Annotated in this window: 17 protein-coding genes; 6 read left to right on the plus strand and 11 right to left on the minus strand. The window is 51.4% G+C overall.

What is annotated here, in order from left to right; all coding sequences use genetic code 11:
* Positions 1-56: 56 nt before the first annotated feature.
* The 9 genes from HV340_RS20535 to zapE all read right to left on the minus strand — a co-directional run bounded on the left by HV340_RS20535 (position 57) and on the right by zapE (position 8,629).
* A complete protein-coding gene (locus HV340_RS20535) occupies positions 57-617 on the minus strand; it encodes a hypothetical protein (RefSeq protein WP_032680188.1) in 561 nt (186 codons plus the stop codon).
* Positions 614-3,034 carry a fimbrial biogenesis outer membrane usher protein gene (locus tag HV340_RS20540; protein WP_063925628.1) on the minus strand — a complete coding sequence of 807 codons (2,421 nt, stop codon included), beginning with the start codon at positions 3,032-3,034 and terminating at the stop codon, positions 614-616. Before HV340_RS20540 ends, HV340_RS20535 begins: the two co-directional genes overlap by 4 nt.
* Before the next feature lie 9 nt (positions 3,035-3,043).
* On the minus strand, positions 3,044-3,748 hold the full coding sequence (locus HV340_RS20545; RefSeq protein ID WP_059305676.1) for a fimbria/pilus chaperone family protein: 705 nt from the start codon (positions 3,746-3,748) through the stop codon (positions 3,044-3,046).
* Between the two features lie 120 nt (positions 3,749-3,868).
* Positions 3,869-4,552: a DUF1120 domain-containing protein gene (locus tag HV340_RS20550; RefSeq protein ID WP_020883513.1), complete on the minus strand. Its 684-nt coding sequence runs from the start codon at positions 4,550-4,552 to the stop codon at positions 3,869-3,871.
* 379 nt (positions 4,553-4,931) lie between these two features.
* Positions 4,932-5,423, minus strand: coding sequence for a ClpXP protease specificity-enhancing factor (gene sspB / locus HV340_RS20555; protein ID WP_025202910.1), 492 nt, complete (start codon positions 5,421-5,423; stop codon positions 4,932-4,934).
* Positions 5,424-5,428: 5 nt separating this feature from the next.
* Positions 5,429-6,067 carry a stringent starvation protein SspA gene (gene sspA, locus HV340_RS20560; protein ID WP_014071978.1) on the minus strand — a complete coding sequence of 213 codons (639 nt, stop codon included), beginning with the start codon at positions 6,065-6,067 and terminating at the stop codon, positions 5,429-5,431.
* Between the two features lie 311 nt (positions 6,068-6,378).
* On the minus strand, positions 6,379-6,771 hold the full coding sequence (gene rpsI, locus HV340_RS20565; RefSeq protein ID WP_003860436.1) for a 30S ribosomal protein S9: 393 nt from the start codon (positions 6,769-6,771) through the stop codon (positions 6,379-6,381).
* A 15-nt stretch (positions 6,772-6,786) separates the two neighbouring features.
* Positions 6,787-7,215: a 50S ribosomal protein L13 gene (gene rplM / locus HV340_RS20570; RefSeq protein WP_003860434.1), complete on the minus strand. Its 429-nt coding sequence runs from the start codon at positions 7,213-7,215 to the stop codon at positions 6,787-6,789.
* Positions 7,216-7,504: 289 nt separating this feature from the next.
* Complete coding sequence (gene zapE / locus HV340_RS20575; protein ID WP_040018734.1) at positions 7,505-8,629, minus strand: cell division protein ZapE; 1,125 nt, start codon at positions 8,627-8,629, stop codon at positions 7,505-7,507.
* 189 nt (positions 8,630-8,818) lie between these two features.
* Between zapE and zapG the strand changes: the two genes are divergently transcribed.
* From zapG to degS, 3 genes are all read left to right on the plus strand, one after another.
* On the plus strand, positions 8,819-9,217 hold the full coding sequence (zapG, locus tag HV340_RS20580) for a Z-ring associated protein ZapG (protein WP_014171843.1): 399 nt from the start codon (positions 8,819-8,821) through the stop codon (positions 9,215-9,217).
* Between the two features lie 169 nt (positions 9,218-9,386).
* The gene (gene degQ / locus HV340_RS20585; protein WP_014171844.1) at positions 9,387-10,754 is read left to right on the plus strand and encodes a serine endoprotease DegQ; all 1,368 of its coding nucleotides are present in this window, start codon (positions 9,387-9,389) and stop codon (positions 10,752-10,754) included.
* Between the two features lie 92 nt (positions 10,755-10,846).
* Positions 10,847-11,914, plus strand: a complete 1,068-nt coding sequence (gene degS / locus HV340_RS20590; protein WP_014171845.1) for an outer membrane-stress sensor serine endopeptidase DegS — start codon at positions 10,847-10,849, stop codon at positions 11,912-11,914.
* A gap of 79 nt (positions 11,915-11,993) precedes the next feature.
* Here degS and mdh read toward each other — a convergent pair whose 3' ends face one another.
* Positions 11,994-12,932, minus strand: a complete 939-nt coding sequence (gene mdh / locus HV340_RS20595; RefSeq protein WP_014171846.1) for a malate dehydrogenase — start codon at positions 12,930-12,932, stop codon at positions 11,994-11,996.
* A 397-nt stretch (positions 12,933-13,329) separates the two neighbouring features.
* On the opposite strand from mdh, the gene argR reads away from it, so the two are divergent.
* The 3 genes from argR (at position 13,330) to yhcN (HV340_RS20610) (ending at position 14,818) form a co-directional block, all read left to right on the plus strand.
* Positions 13,330-13,800 carry a transcriptional regulator ArgR gene (gene argR / locus HV340_RS20600; RefSeq protein ID WP_014171847.1) on the plus strand — a complete coding sequence of 157 codons (471 nt, stop codon included), beginning with the start codon at positions 13,330-13,332 and terminating at the stop codon, positions 13,798-13,800.
* Between the two features lie 377 nt (positions 13,801-14,177).
* Positions 14,178-14,441 carry a peroxide/acid stress response protein YhcN gene (yhcN, locus tag HV340_RS20605; protein WP_014171848.1) on the plus strand — a complete coding sequence of 88 codons (264 nt, stop codon included), beginning with the start codon at positions 14,178-14,180 and terminating at the stop codon, positions 14,439-14,441.
* A gap of 110 nt (positions 14,442-14,551) precedes the next feature.
* Positions 14,552-14,818 carry a peroxide/acid stress response protein YhcN gene (yhcN, locus tag HV340_RS20610; RefSeq protein WP_014171849.1) on the plus strand — a complete coding sequence of 89 codons (267 nt, stop codon included), beginning with the start codon at positions 14,552-14,554 and terminating at the stop codon, positions 14,816-14,818.
* 67 nt (positions 14,819-14,885) lie between these two features.
* On the opposite strand, the gene HV340_RS20615 is transcribed toward yhcN (HV340_RS20610), so the two are convergent.
* Positions 14,886-15,158 (minus strand): barstar family protein, encoded by a 273-nt coding sequence (locus HV340_RS20615; protein ID WP_014171850.1) that lies wholly within the window; start codon positions 15,156-15,158, stop codon positions 14,886-14,888.
* Position 15,159 lies beyond the last annotated feature (1 nt).

The raw sequence follows: 15,159 nt of genomic DNA on the forward strand, positions 1-15,159 counted from the left end.
CGCCGTTGATTTTCCCCCTGCAGCTCCGCTTTTCTGTGGTGCCGCGAAAAGAAGGGTTACTTCGTCAATAAGCTCCAGGTCAAATCACTTTCCAGCGTAGTTTGATCTGTCAGATGGCTGAACGCGCTTTCGTTGAGAACCGGTGAGAGCGTTACGTTGAAACTCATCTGCTGGCCGGAAGGGACCTGGTTATTCTCAAGCGCAATCACCGCCTCGTTATTACGTAGATAGAACGGCGTCGGTGTACCGTTTTCCGGCGTAAAATTCAGCTGATCGACCGTTTTACCCACGGTGTAACTTTTGCCATCGACGGTCATGTTGTCAATTTTGACTGCGACACCGCCGGACTGCCCAAAAAGAAACCGCCCCTTATCTCCCGCTGTACCGCGCAGTATCACCGCCATCTGCTGAGACTGAGGGCAAAAAACATTTACCGTGATGTCGCGATCGGCCATTTTATGCCAGTCCTGCTGCGTCGTTTCGATCGTATCCCGGCGCATCTCATGATAATCCACCACCGGCTGTGAGAGACTGAGCTGGCACTCTTCAGCATGGGTTATTCCTGTCACACCGAGCATCAGCAAGGCCACTAAGCCCGATAAGTGTCGACTGTTCATCGGCAGACTCCGTTCACTTCTTCATAGAAGGCATTTTCGTCACGCTTATCAGCCAGGGTGTAATCAATCTTACACAGTCGGTTATTGTCACCGTCTAGCGCGTAGAGCGCACTCAGCTGATCGGCATCGTTAATAAAGACGTGGCCATCATCAACCGTGGTCACGATATAGTTACCTTTCTCATCAACAATCGAGATCCCTTTACTCAGGGGCTGACCGTCAGCCTGCTTAACGCTTAGCATGACGCGGCGGCTGTTGAGTACTTTGAAATCAATCTCGCTGACCGAGGCATGGCCTGCGGCAATATATTTCGTGCCGTTAGCCAGCGTCATACTCTGCGGCAGCTTATTAGCATCAATTTCTATGCGGGAGTTATGCCATTCGTTGAGTGAAGGTACCACGGCCTGGCCCCATGGATCGGTCCAGACGGTACCTTGCGGAGTGGAGATTTCAACGCCGCTCTTCTTCTCGCTCAGTCTGGCAATCGCGAAGGTGTCCTGAATCGTATACGGCGAGAAAGTCACACCCTCTTTATGCATGGCCACGCCACCCGACAATGTCGCATTGTAGTTCCGCTGATTATCCCCACTGGTTCCGCCCCCCACGCTCAGTTGCGTATAGCGCAGGTTAGTGTTGATGTTGCCGTTGAAGCTGTTGTCTTTCGAATCCTGATCGCGATCGGCTGAGATGTAATAGTTCGTATTGTCTCCCAGCGAGCCGCTGTTAGACGCGCCATAGGAGGTGCTATCACCCTGTTTACGCATATAGGTACTGATGGACTGACTGCCGCCGAGCGGGATGCTCACGTTGACGTAGAACATCTCATTGTCCTGATCGTCATCGACATTACCGACCGCACTTTGCCAGTTCATGGATACTGACGCGTACGTAAAGGTCTTGCCCCATGACAGCAAGAGGTAACGTGAATCTTCACCGTCACCGCTGGTCTGGTTGTAGTTGAACCCTGCGCTAAACACCCCCGCCAGAGGGGAGGAGAAGCGAACGTTGCCGGAATAGGTGTTGTCATATCCCTGATAATCATCGTCCATCGCATCAGCCAGTTCGCGATACTCTCCGCTGTAATGCGTCGCACTGCCTGAAAAACCGACGTACTCGTTCAGGATGTAATCACTTTGCAGCTCGGTTTTTACCCCGCTGCTGCTGTCACCAAAGCTCGCATTGCTGACTGCCGCACCCGTTGAAAGGGTCCAGACATCGCTTATCAGGAACTCTGTCCTGCCGCCTGCCGCCTGATAGTTTTCCGCAGCGGCACCTGAAGCCAGGAGATTCATCCACGGAGAGACACGCCAGCCGTCAGAGATGTTCATCACCAGCGGATCGTTATAGTCGCTGTCGATGCTGCGCACCTGACCTACAGAAAGGGTTAGACCCTGCGGGCGTGAAAGGTTGCGCGCCCTTACCTGAGACGCCGGGACGATGAAACGGTTAGTCGCGCCGTCGGATTCCACCACCGAGACGTCCAGATCTACATTGTTGCGAACCACGGGCACGTCATCCAGCGTGAAGGGGCCGGCTGGCACAAGGGTACTGAAGACCAGTTGACCGTTCTGGCGGATTTCGACACGTGCCTGGGAAGACTGGGCAATACCGGAAACGCTCACGCCAGAGCTTGCTCTCGCCAGACCGCTGGTCGGCATAAACTGAACGCCGGTAATCGGCACCCCGCTCAATACGTTGGACATGGCGTTGATTTCACCCACCTGCATCGTCATTTTTTGCGCGGTAAAGACATGCTCTGCATAGGTGTAAATGCTTTCGGCATTTCGGCTACCGTCGTCATCCGTCAGGATATAACGGCTGCGCAGCGCCCAGTCCATCGTGTTGAATCCGGCTTCCAGGCTGGCCTGAGAGTAGCGGCTGCTGTCATCGTCACCATAGTCGTTATGGGTGCTGAACAATGAATAGTTCAGCAGCGCCGCCGTTCCGCCATGCTGGAAGTTTTTGATATCCGACGACAGACTGTTCAGCGCTTCAGCTGGCAGATAGAGTTCAACGGCCTCCTGGTTAGGCAAGGCGTTGATGACGGCTTTAGGATAGTTATCCCGAATATCATGACACTCCTCACCGGACTTTATTGACACAGGCATCAGCCCAGCAAACTCCATGAGATCGTTATCAAAGCAAAGCATGCCGTCTTTGTTGAAACGAACTGCAGCCATTCCTCGCTCTTTCCCGTTTACCTTCACCGAAACGGAGTGGGTTCCGGGTAAAAAGCGTGGTGCTTCTGCGAAGTAATGGTTGAGATCTTTATTCAACCCCAGCGTTTGCATTATCCCCGTGTCGAAGGTGACCTCCCTCGCCAGTACGGATGTTGAATCAAGTAACACCAGAGGTAATGTGCCGCAAAGAATGGCGCGGACACAAAGTGCAAGGCGGCTTTGTTTACTCACCGTCATATCCCTATTTTATTTATTTAATTCCGACGTAAAGCTCGGTACCTCAACGCCATAGCGACTGGCCGGGAAAAACTTAACGCTGCTGTCACCGCTGACTTTCTTACTCATATCAGCCGTTAGCGTTTCGCCAGGAAGAATGTAGGTTTTGGACAGAGAGGCACTCACACCTGAAGGCAGCAGCATTACGTTCTGCCCAAGACGGACCACATATTTGCTGGGATTGTTCACGGTGACGGATGTGCCGTTTGAGGACCACTTCAGGAACTTCCAGGCATCAGTGACCACTCCCAGGGATGTCGGACGAATAAGCACGGGGATATCCTGGCGAATGTTAATGCCAATCTTTATTTTTTTATCATCGTTTTTAGGCGGAATACCGTCGAATGTGACGCGTTTATAATGCTCTACATCCAATGGCTGTTTGTTCTGAAGAATAAAGCGCAGCTGCTGCGTCTGACCTGGCTCAAGACGTACCACCGGCTGCGTTGCAATAAGCTTAAGACCGGTATCGTCCGGCAGGTCAACGACATTTGTATATAAAAGTGAAGGATGCGAATCGGTATTCTTGACGTTAATGGTTCCACTGTGCGTTGCTTCATCAATGATTAACAGACTGGTTTCAGGCACCATGCCTTCTGCATGTACAGCAACACTGGCAGATAATAACGCGGCAGTAATAAGCGTGTTAAATAAAGTGGATTTTAAACAATGCATAATAATATCTCCTTGAAAGCAACAACAGAACAGTCCATGTTTATCGCGCCGTTAAAAAGAGAGTAAATGCAGCGCATTTACTCTCCGGTTAATTAAATTACGTTTACTCGATTAAAAGTCTTACAGATAACGCAGGCTGATAGTCACCTGACCATCAAGCTGGGTGTCATCAGTGATCGCCAGCGTGGTGGTATCCTGGATCGCCAGAGAGGTCACCAGTGGGAAGGTTGCGGTCTGGAACGCCAGTGGAGCCAGGGTGCCAACAGTCGCAACGGTGAAATCACGATAGTTATCGCCCTGAGTTGTACCGTTGGTGCTCTTCGACCAGTTACCCGTAGCATTCTGCTGGTAAATTGGGTCAACTTTAGCGCCGTCAGCCATTACGCTGTCAGTTTTAACGAACAGCGAGTATGTTCCGATGTTCACTGGTGTTGTACCTGTTGTTTTACCTACACCGTAAGTCTGGCTTTCAGACGAATTAGAACCACCACCAAACATGCCATTCTCAACGGTGAGTTTCGCGTTAGAATCAGCGCGATCGTCAATCATATTCCAGGACACTTTTGTTGCTGCGGTGCAGGTAATAGTCAGATCGATGTCTTTCTGGCCCAGCTGGTTAACTGCCGTTGAGCTTAAACCACCCAAACTAACTGTGCCGTAGTCAACCGTTCCGCCGTTGCTTAACTGAGGCGTACAGGCTGAATTAGTCAGCGTACCTTTGACTTTCAGAACGGCAGTCGGGTTAGCCGCAAAAGCGGATGTCACACACAGAGAGAGCGCAGTAGCGAGTAAAACCTTTTTCACTTGTTATTCCTTAACATATGAGTAATTGCAATATTAAATACAGCAGGGATAAATAAATTTACCCCATACTGTTTATCGTCATGCTTGAGAGCATGCGTAGATAATATAATCTTTATAAATACAAGCAATTTAGAAAAATTAATTTATGGATTTAGAATAACGTTATCAATAAGTGATATTTATTTATAAGAGTGTATATAGCTTTAAAACGACATATTATATTCAGCGGAGATATAGCTTGAAATTATCCGAACGGTGGGGGCAAGCAAAAAAGAAGGGATGTATATAATTTACTTTATTAAACGTTTTGACATAAAAAGACATAAAAAAATCCAGCTAGTCTGAATAACTAACTGGATAGTCGATAAAAATGCTTTTACTACTTCACAACGCGCAGTGCCGGACGGCCTCCGCGCGGCGGCGGATCGTCATCAGGATCGTCATTGTGATCGGGCTTGTCACCCTCAATGACCGACATCAGCGTTTCGCTTTCGTTTTCCGAAGCGCCGTTTTCGTCATTCAGGCCGACAACATCCTCGTCATAAGCCGCTTCCGGCTCAAACATAGTGCCTGCACCGTTTTCACGCGCATAAATCGCCAGCACCGCAGCCAGCGGTACAGAAACCTGACGCGGCACACCGCCGAAACGCGCGTTAAAGCGCACTTCGTCGTTGGCCAGTTCAAGGTTACCCACCGCGCGCGGCGCGATGTTCAGTACGATCTGCCCGTCACGTGCATATTCCATAGGAACCTGCACGCCCGGCAACGTCACATCCACAACCAGGTGCGGCGTGAGCTGGTTATCCAGCAGCCATTCATAGAAGGCGCGCAGCAGATACGGACGGCGTGGGGTAAGTTGTGACATTTCCACAGTCATTAGCCTCGGCCGAGACGCATTTCACGTTCCGGTTCAGTTAAAGATGCCAGGAAAGAATCGCGTTCAAATACGCGAGTCATGTAGCCCTTCAGCTCTTTCGCGCCCGGACCGCTGAACTCTACGCCCAGGGTTGGCAGACGCCACAGCAACGGCGCCAGGTAGCAATCTACCAGGCTGAACTCATCGCTCAGGAAGAATGGTTTCTGACCAAACACAGGGGCAATCGCCAGCAGCTCTTCACGCAGTTGCTTGCGTGCAGCGTCTGCTTCAGAAGAGGAACCGTTGACGATAACGTTCATCAGCGTGTACCAGTCTTTTTCGATACGCTGCATGTACAGGCGGCTTTCACCACGTGCAACAGGGTAAACAGGCATCAGTGGTGGATGCGGGAAACGCTCATCCAGATATTCCATAATGATACGGGATTCCCACAGGGTCAGCTCGCGATCCACCAGCGTCGGTACGCTTTGGCTCGGGTTGAGATCGATCAGATCCTGAGGCGGGTTATCCTTTTCCACATGCTCGATCTCAAAACTGACACCCTTCTCGGCCAGCACGATACGAACCTGATGGCTATAAATGTCAGTAGGACCAGAAAACAGCGTCATTACCGAACGTTTGTTGGCAGCGACAGCCATGAAAACCTCCAGGTATATTCAGAATTTTTACTGCTACCAGCCCAAACAGGGCCAGCCAGATGTTGTATCGCCCATCCCAGAGAAAACACATTGTTCAAGAATCGAACAAAAAACGAGTATTCACCGATATTTGGGCAGAAAATTGGATGATAGTTTACCAGATTTTGATGGCTTTGTGGTGAGGGGATTCTGGAAATGTGGAAAAAGAGAAGATATATGCAGTGATGCTGTGGATAACCTGCACATTATCCATAAAAAAAACCCGCCGAAGCGGGTTTTTCGCCAATCGTTTCTGCGTAAGCAGAAAAGGATTAACGTTTGGAGAACTGTGGACGACGACGTGCTTTACGCAGACCCACTTTCTTACGTTCAACCTGACGAGCGTCACGAGTAACGAAGCCAGCTTTACGCAGTTCAGAACGCAGGGATTCGTCGTACTCCATCAGAGCGCGGGTGATACCGTGACGGATCGCACCTGCCTGACCGGAGATACCACCACCTTTAACGGTGATGTACAGATCCAGTTTTTCTACCATATCAACCAGTTCCAGCGGCTGGCGAACTACCATGCGGGCAGTTTCACGACCGAAGTACTGTTCCAGAGAACGTTGGTTGATTACGATTTTACCACTGCCCGGTTTGATGAACACGCGAGCTGCGGAACTTTTGCGGCGACCAGTGCCGTAGTATTGATTTTCAGCCATTGCCTATAATCCCGATTAGATGTCAAGAACTTGCGGTTGCTGTGCCGCGTGGTTGTGCTCGTTACCTGCGTAAACTTTCAGTTTACGGAACATAGCACGACCCAGCGGGCCTTTTGGCAGCATGCCTTTAACCGCGATTTCAATCACACGCTCAGGACGGCGAGCAATCATCTCTTCAAAGGTCGCTTCTTTGATACCACCGATGTGGCCAGTGTGATGGTAGTACATTTTGTCTGTACGCTTGTTGCCGGTTACAGCAACTTTATCTGCGTTCAGAACGATGATGTAATCACCCGTATCAACGTGCGGAGTGTATTCCGCTTTATGCTTACCGCGCAGGCGACGAGCCAGTTCAGTAGCCAGACGGCCCAGAGTTTTACCGGTCGCGTCAACAACATACCAGTCGCGCTGTACGGTTTCTGGTTTAGCTGTAAAAGTTTTCATTAAAAGCTTACCCAAATAATAAGTTACACGTTGGTGAACACCCAAACGTTTAGTCAGTTGAGGTTCACACGACAAAGTCCGGCAAACCTACCCCTTCGAATAGCTAATGCCGACACATAGAAAGTTTCGGGAAAAAAACCTTCTCGTAACGTGGGGTCGCAAGATTATAGAGAAGTTGAGGTCAAAGATCGACCCTTAAATGTGATTCGAGGCGGGTTTTTCGGGGGTAAGGTTTTTGCGGTCTGCCGCCCTCACCCCCAGCCCCTCTCCCACAGGGAGAAGGTCGCATTTATGGCATATGCTGAAGCTTAAGATACTCCTCGCTTTGCATCTCCTGCAGGCGCGACAGACAGCGCTGGAACTCAAACTTCAGCCGCTCGCCTTTATACACCTCATATAAAGGTACCTCGGCGCTGACCACAAGCTTCACGTGACGTTCATAGAACTCATCGACCAGCGCAATGAAGCGGCGCGCTTCGCTTTCCATCAGCGGCGTCATGACCGGCACGTTGAGCAGCATCACGGTATGGAACAGGCGCGAGAGCGCGATGTAGTCATGCTGGCTGCGGGCATCCACACAGAGCGTTGCAAAGGAGACGGCCAGGGTTTGATTTTCGACACCCAGGGTTTGCAGCGGGCGATGGTTAATCTCGAGCTCAGGGGCATGAGCCCGTTTTGCCCCCGCCAGCGCCAGCCACAGTTTATCCATCTGCTGCGTGGTCTCATCGTTTAAGGGAGAGAGCCACAGATGCGCCTGAGTTAAGGTACGCAGGCGGTAATCCACCCCGGCATCAACATTCATGATGTCGCAGTGCTGTTTGATGGCATCAATAGCGGGCAGGAAACGCGCGCGCTGCAGGCCATTGCGGTAAAGCTCATCCGGCGGGATATTCGAGGTCGCCACCAGCGTTATCCCGCGCGCGAACAGCGCTTTCATCAGGCCACCCAGCAGCATGGCGTCGGTAATATCGGAGACAAAAAACTCGTCAAAACAGAGTACGTCCGTTTCCGCCTTGAACCTGTCGGCCACAATCTCCAGCGGATCGCTTTTGCCCTGCAGTGCCGTCAGCTCTTCGTGAACCCGCAGCATAAAGCGGTGGAAATGCAGACGCTGCTTACGGGTACCCGGCAGGCTCAGATAAAAGAGGTCCATCAGCCAGGTTTTCCCGCGCCCGACGCCGCCCCACATATACAAACCGCGCACCGGCGCATGAGTCTGTGGCTCTTTTTTTCCGAGCAACCGCCCCAGAGCCGCCTTCAGCCCACCGCTCTGTTCACCCTCTGCAGGTTTTGCCGTGAGCTCCTGATAAATCGTATCCAGACGATTCACCGCTTCACGCTGAACGTCATCCGGCTGATGTGTACCCTCATTTAGGGCAAGTTGGTATCGCGATGCAGGGGACAGGTTTTGCATAAACGTATTGTTATTCCTTCAAATAATACTCACCAGCAGACGTGACTGATGAAAAAAAGGCCGTTCTACACTACGCGATGATACGTCAGGATTCCACTTCTGCGGAAATAGCGGTTATAGTGGCAATATCAGGCACAGGCAGGAGCCGAGCCAACACCCTACGGAACAACAAGACAACGGGAGAAGTTCATGACCTGGGAATATGCGCTAATCGGTTTAGTCGTCGGCATCGTCATTGGTGCTGTGGCCATGCGTTTCGGTAATCGCAAATTGCGTCAGCAGCAGTCACTGCAGTACGAACTGGAAAAGAACAAAGCCGAACTGGAAGAGTATCGTGAAGAGCTGGTCAGCCACTTTGCCCGTAGCGCCGAGCTGCTGGACAACATGGCGACCGACTATCGTCAGCTCTATCAACATATGGCAAAAAGCTCCAGCAGCCTGCTGCCAGAAATGACCGCGGAATCCAATCCATTCCGTAACCGTCTGGCCGACTCTGAAGCCGGTAACGATCAGGCCCCTGTTCAGATGCCACGCGACTATTCAGATGGCGCGTCTGGCCTGCTGCGCGGCGGTGCAAAACGCGATTAATCGCACAACCTGAATTTATTTTACGGGCGCTGCTATTGCGCCCGTCCTTTCTTCATGACCCCAGCTATTATTGAGTAAGCACTTCATTGTTCAGCGGTTTAAAATTCAATAACATCAACGTGTTTTAGGGCCGTTTTTCCTTTATTCCAGGTTACGAGAGTCAGCATCGATGAAGAAAAAAAACCAGCTGTTGAGCGCTATAGCGTTAAGTGTCGGGTTATCTCTCTCGGCGTCCTTCCCTGCATCTGCCGCCCTGCCTTCCCAGGTACCCGGCCAGGCGGCAATTCCAAGCCTTGCGCCAATGCTGGAAAAAGTTCTGCCTGCGGTAGTGAGCGTGCAGGTAGAAGGCACGGCATTACAAAATCAACGCGTACCTGAAGAACTGAAAAAATATTTTGGCGATGAGTCGCCCGACCAGCAGGCGCAGCCTTTTGAAGGTCTGGGTTCTGGCGTCATTATTGATGCGGCCAAAGGTTATATTCTGACCAACAATCATGTTATCAGTCAGGCCGATAAAATCAGCGTACAGCTGAACGATGGGCGTGAGTTTGAGGCCAAACTGATTGGCGGCGATGACCAGAGCGACATCGCGCTGCTGCAGGTGCAAAACCCGAGCAATTTGACTCAGATTGCCATTGCGGACTCCGATAAACTGCGTGTTGGTGATTTTGCTGTCGCCGTGGGGAATCCGTTTGGTTTAGGGCAAACCGCCACCTCCGGGATAATCTCGGCGCTGGGTCGCAGCGGTCTGAATCTGGAAGGCCTGGAAAACTTTATCCAGACCGACGCCTCAATTAACCGCGGGAACTCCGGCGGGGCATTGCTCAATCTCAACGGCGAGCTGATTGGGATTAACACCGCTATCCTGGCGCCGGGCGGCGGCAGTATCGGCATCGGTTTTGCTATCCCCAGCAATATGGCCAAAACGCTGGCGCAGCAGCTCATTCAGTTCGGTGAGGTCAAACGCGGGCTGTTGGGCATCAAAGGGATGGAGATGAGCGCTGACATCGCGAAAGCGTTCAACATCAATGTGCAGCGCGGTGCGTTTGTCAGTGAAGTGCTGCCAAACTCCGGCTCGGCAAAAGCTGGCGTGAAGTCGGGCGATGTGATTGTCAGCCTGAACGATAAACCGCTGAGCAGCTTTGCGGAACTGCGCTCGCGTATTGCCACCACCGAACCGGGTGCCAAAGTGAAGTTAGGCCTGATTCGTGATGGTAAGCCGCTGGATGTCGAAGTGACGCTTGATAAGAGCACCTCATCCTCTGCCAGCGCGGAGCTTATCGCCCCGGCGCTGCAAGGGGCAACGCTGAGCGATGGGCAGCTGAAAGACGGGACGAAAGGGATTAGCGTCGATACCGTCGAGAAGAGCAGCCCTGCCGCGCAGGCCGGATTGCATCAGGATGATGTGATCATCGGCGTGAACCGCAATCGCGTGCAATCCATCGCAGAACTGCGCAAGGTGCTGGAAAGCAAACCGGCGGTCATTGCCCTGCAGGTTATGCGCGGCAACGAGTCTATCTATATTCTGTTGCGCTAAGCATTTGCGATTCCGGACATCACCGCTGCGTGTGATGTCCGGATAACTCATGTTATGCTGCAAATCGTTCCTTTATTAACGACACGCGCATCATGCTTTTAAAGCTCTTTCGTTCAATTGTCATCGGTTTGATTGTTGCCGGCCTGCTGCTGGTCGTCATGCCGTCTTTACGCCAGTTCAATAAGCTGTCGGCGCCTCAGTTCGACAGTGCGGATGAAACGCCTGCGACCTACAACCAGGCCGTTCGCCGTGCCGCGCCTGCCGTGGTTAACGTTTATAACCGTGGCCTCAATAGCTCAGCCCATAACCAGCTGGAGATCCGCACTCTCGGTTCCGGGGTAATTATGGACGAGCGCGGCTACATCATTACCAACAAACACGTGATTAACGATGCCGACCAGATCATCGTTGCCCTGCAGGATGGCCGCGTGTTTGAGGCCCTGCTGGTGGGCTCGGATAGCCTGACTGACCTGGCTGTTTTGAAGATCAACGCCACGGGCGGTTTACCGGTTATTCCTATCAACCGTAAACGAACCCCTCATATTGGCGACGTCGTGCTGGCTATCGGTAACCCTTATAACCTGGGCCAGACGATCACGCAGGGGATTATCAGCGCCACCGGTCGCATTGGCCTCAACCCGTCGGGACGGCAGAACTTCCTGCAAACCGATGCGTCCATCAACCACGGTAACTCCGGCGGTGCGCTGGTCAACTCGCTGGGCGAACTGATGGGTATCAATACCCTCTCGTTCGATAAGAGCAATGACGGTGAGACGCCGGAAGGGATTGGGTTCGCCATTCCCTTCCAGCTGGCGACCAAGATCATGGATAAGCTGATCCGCGATGGCCGTGTGATCCGCGGTTATATTGGTATTGGCGGTCGTGAAATTGCGCCTATGCATTCGCAGGGCGGCGGTATCGATCAGATTCAGGGCATCGTGGTCAACGAAGTGTCGCCTGGCGGCCCGGCGGCTAACGCGGGAATTCAGGTTAATGATGTCATCGTGTCGGTCAACGGCATACCAGCGGTATCGGCGCTGGAGACCATGGATCAGGTTGCGGAGATCCGTCCTGGCTCTATCATCCCGGTTGAAGTCATGCGTAACGATAAGAAGCTGACGCTGCAGGTGACGATTCAGGAATACCCGGCCACCAACTGACAGGCATAAAAAAACGGAGCGCATTGCTCCGTTTTTTTTGCCGGGCGGCATGACGGCCCGGCCTATGGGGACATCCGTTTTACTTGTTAACGAACTCTTCGCCCAGAGTGATATCTTTCTTCAGCGTATCCAGCATGCCTTCCATCGCGTTCTGTTCAAACGCGCTCAGCTTGCCAATCGGCTGATGTTCTTCGATACCGTTTTTACCCAGCAGCAGCGGCTGAGAGAAGAAACGAGCGTGTTCTCCGTCGCCTTCAACATACGCGCATTCAACAACGCCTTTCTCGCCCTGCAGTGCACGAACCAGTGACAGACCAAAACGTGCCGCCGCCTGACCCATAGACAGGGTTGCAGAACCGCCACCCGCCTTCGCTTCCACCACTTCGGTGCCCGCGTTCTGGATGCGTTTGGTCAGGTCAGCCACTTCCTGCTCGGTGAAGCTAACACCAGGGATCTGCGACAGCAGAGGCAGAATGGTGACACCAGAGTGACCGCCGATAACCGGCACTTCAACTTCTGAAGGCTGTTTGCCTTTCAGTTCAGCCACAAAGGTGTTGGAACGGATGATGTCCAGCGTGGTTACGCCGAACAGTTTGTTCTTATCGTAAACACCGGCTTTTTTCAGCACTTCTGCCGCGATAGCGACCGTGGTGTTCACCGGGTTAGTGATGATACCAATGCACGCTTTCGGGCAGGTTTCAGCAATCTGCTGCACCAGGTTTTTCACAATACCCGCGTTGACGTTGAACAGGTCTGAACGATCCATGCCTGGCTTACGCGCCACGCCAGCGGAGATCAGCACCACGTCCGCGCCCTGCAGGGCAGGACGAGCATCTTCACCGGAGAAGCCTTTGATTTTCACAGCTGTCGGGATGTGGCTCAGGTCAACCGCCACACCTGGGGTTACCGGAGCAATATCGTACAGGGAGAGTTCTGAGCCTGAAGGCAGTTGGGTTTTCAGTAGTAGGGCAAGCGCCTGGCCGATACCACCAGCAGCGCCGAGGACTGCGACTTTCATCCTAAACTCCTTATTATGGTTAACTTAAGTATCTGTAACTCCGTTGCGGCGACCATAATTCAGCAGGTAATTAATTACAATTTTCGTCACTAAATAATTTGAGGTCGCGCGACTTTATCTCTCACCAGAAGGCTATCTGACGACAGACGACAACGAATTAAGAGGGGGTTACAATACACCCTGCCACGCCACCAAAACAACATCATTTTGATAACATTTAATTTACTTTTAAGCTTATTTGCTTGCCGTGACCCAGGCATGTTTTCTGATAACGAAATCTGATAAAATCACTCCCTTTCATAACATTATTTCAGCCTAACCGCTGGCAGATAATTTGCATAAAAATTCATCCACATGCATAATAATGTTGTTTCTTTCGTCATATTCCGGGTGACTTATGCGAAGCTCGTCTAAGCAAGAAGATTTAGTGAAGGCGTTTAAAGCGCTACTCAAAGAAGAGATATTCAGTTCTCAGGGAGAAATTGTTCAGGCTTTACAGGAACAAGGCTTCGATAACATCAACCAGTCGAAAGTCTCCCGCATGTTAACCAAATTTGGTGCGGTACGTACGCGTAACGCCAAAATGGAGATGGTCTACTGCCTGCCTGCAGAACTTGGCGTGCCAACCACCTCCAGCCCGTTGAAGAATCTGGTTCTCGATATCGATTACAACGATGCCGTTGTCGTGATCCATACCAGCCCGGGTGCTGCACAGTTGATTGCACGTATGCTGGACTCGCTGGGTAAGCCCAAAGGCATCCTTGGGACGATTGCGGGTGACGATACCATCTTCACTACCCCCGCCAATGGCTTCTCAGTGAAAGATCTCTACGAAGCGATTCTGGACCTGTTCGAGCAGGAACTCTGATTACCCTCCCCGTGGCGTCCTGCTGCGGGGATCATTCTGCTTCTGCCGCGTTTCCCCCTGTTTTATCCCGCCCTTTACTTTAACAAATAGTGCTTTTTACCGCCCATTAACATTCACTTGGTGAATGATAAATCAAAAAATCGCACAAAAAATCAAAAGCTAATATCCATATGATTTTCTTAGATATACAGCCACAGATTGAACAATGAACGCACAATTTTATGCCATTAGGTTATAAAAAACAGGTTAGTTAATACGTAATAACAACAGAAACAATTAGCCTGGTATTAATTTTTACCGTTATTAGTGTATACTTGATTTTGTGATGAGGGTCACGAAACAAAGACCCCACTAAAAATTCGACGAGGTAAAGAATCATGAAAATCAAAACTACTGTAGCGGCGCTCAGCGTCCTGTCTGTCCTGTCATTCGGTGCTTTCGCCGCTGACGCTATCAATGCCGAGCAGGCACAATCCCGCCAGGCAATCGGTACGGTTTCCGTCGGCGCAATCGGCACGTCTCCAATGGACATGCATGAGATGCTGAACAAAAAAGCGGAAGAACAAGGTGCGTCATCTTATCGCATCATTGAAGCGCGTTCAGGTGACCACTGGCACGCCACCGCTGAGCTGTACAAATAAGTTTTAGTAATAACTGAAGACCAAAATCTCTACTCAACGGCACCAGGCATAAAAATAGCAGTTCAACCCTTCTCGCCGTTGAGCAAAAACCCTATTCAGGAGCAAAAACTATGAAAACCAAATTCATCATCGCAACCCTCGGTCTGGCATCCGTTCTCTCTTTCGGCGCAAGTGCAGCCGTACAGCAAGTGAACGCTGATCAGGCGCAGAATCTGCAGTCTATGGGGAGTGTGTCTGTGACGTCCGTTACCGGCTCTCCAATGGATATCCGTCAGGCACTGGCCGCTAAAGCTGAAAAAGCAGGCGCCAGCAGCTATCGCGTCACCGAGCTGAACCAGGGTGACCACTGGCATGCAACGGCTCAACTGTATAAATAAACCCTCGTCGTATCTCATCATACGACTTGCCCCTGGCCTTCTGGTCAGGGGCTTTTTTATGGCTTGATCAATGGCGCGCGTTGAAGCGTAGCTGCCCTTCCAGCTCTTCTTCCGCTTCATCAAACAGCAAAATGAGTGCGCCAAACCGTCTGCGCAACTTTTCAGGCAGATGGATAAACTCAATTTCCAGCGGTAACGGCAGCAGGCTGCCGGTCACCACGTCCCACAGCGTGTCCAGATTGGTGACGCTTTCCCGTTCAAGATCAAACACCCGGATAAATTCACGATAGAAGTCATCCTGACTGTCGATCTCGTCAAAATCAAAGGTATAGGTTTTCATT

Source organism: Enterobacter sp. RHBSTW-00975 (genome assembly GCF_013615235.1).
Taxonomy (GTDB): Bacteria; Pseudomonadota; Gammaproteobacteria; order Enterobacterales; family Enterobacteriaceae; genus Enterobacter; species Enterobacter ludwigii.